Annotated in this window: 1 protein-coding gene; it reads left to right on the forward strand. The window is 70.9% G+C overall.

Annotated elements, in window-relative coordinates:
- On the forward strand, nt 1–422 hold a 422-nt coding region (locus ACTFO6_RS17740), incomplete at both ends, for an FAD-dependent oxidoreductase (protein WP_439935743.1).

Genomic DNA, 422 nt, shown 5'->3' on the forward strand with positions numbered 1-422 from the left:
TCGAAGGGGTGCGGCTGCGCAGCGGCGAGACCCTGGCGTGCGACACCGTTGTGATCGCCACGGGCATCGTCCCGAATACGAGGCTCGCCCGCCAGGCGGGGCTCGCCGTGGGCCGCGGCATCCGCGTCGATGACCAACTGCGCACCTCGGATCCGCACATCTATGCCATTGGCGAATGCGCCGAGCATCGCGGTCAGGTCTATGGGCTCGTGGCCCCGGGGCTGGAGCAGGCGGCGGTGGCCGCCCACGTCATCACGGGCGGGGATGCCCGCTACGTGGGCTCGGTGACGGCGACGCGCCTCAAGGTGCTGCGGATTCCCGTGTTCAGCGTGGGCGAAGCCGTCGGCGAACCGGGCTTCGATGCCGCCCGCCATCGCGTTTATGCCGAGCCGGCGCAGGGGGTGTACCGCAAGGTGGTGGTG

The sequence above is a fragment of the Pelomicrobium sp. G1 genome, assembly GCF_051905455.1.
Taxonomy (GTDB): Bacteria; Pseudomonadota; Gammaproteobacteria; order Burkholderiales; family UBA6910; genus Pelomicrobium.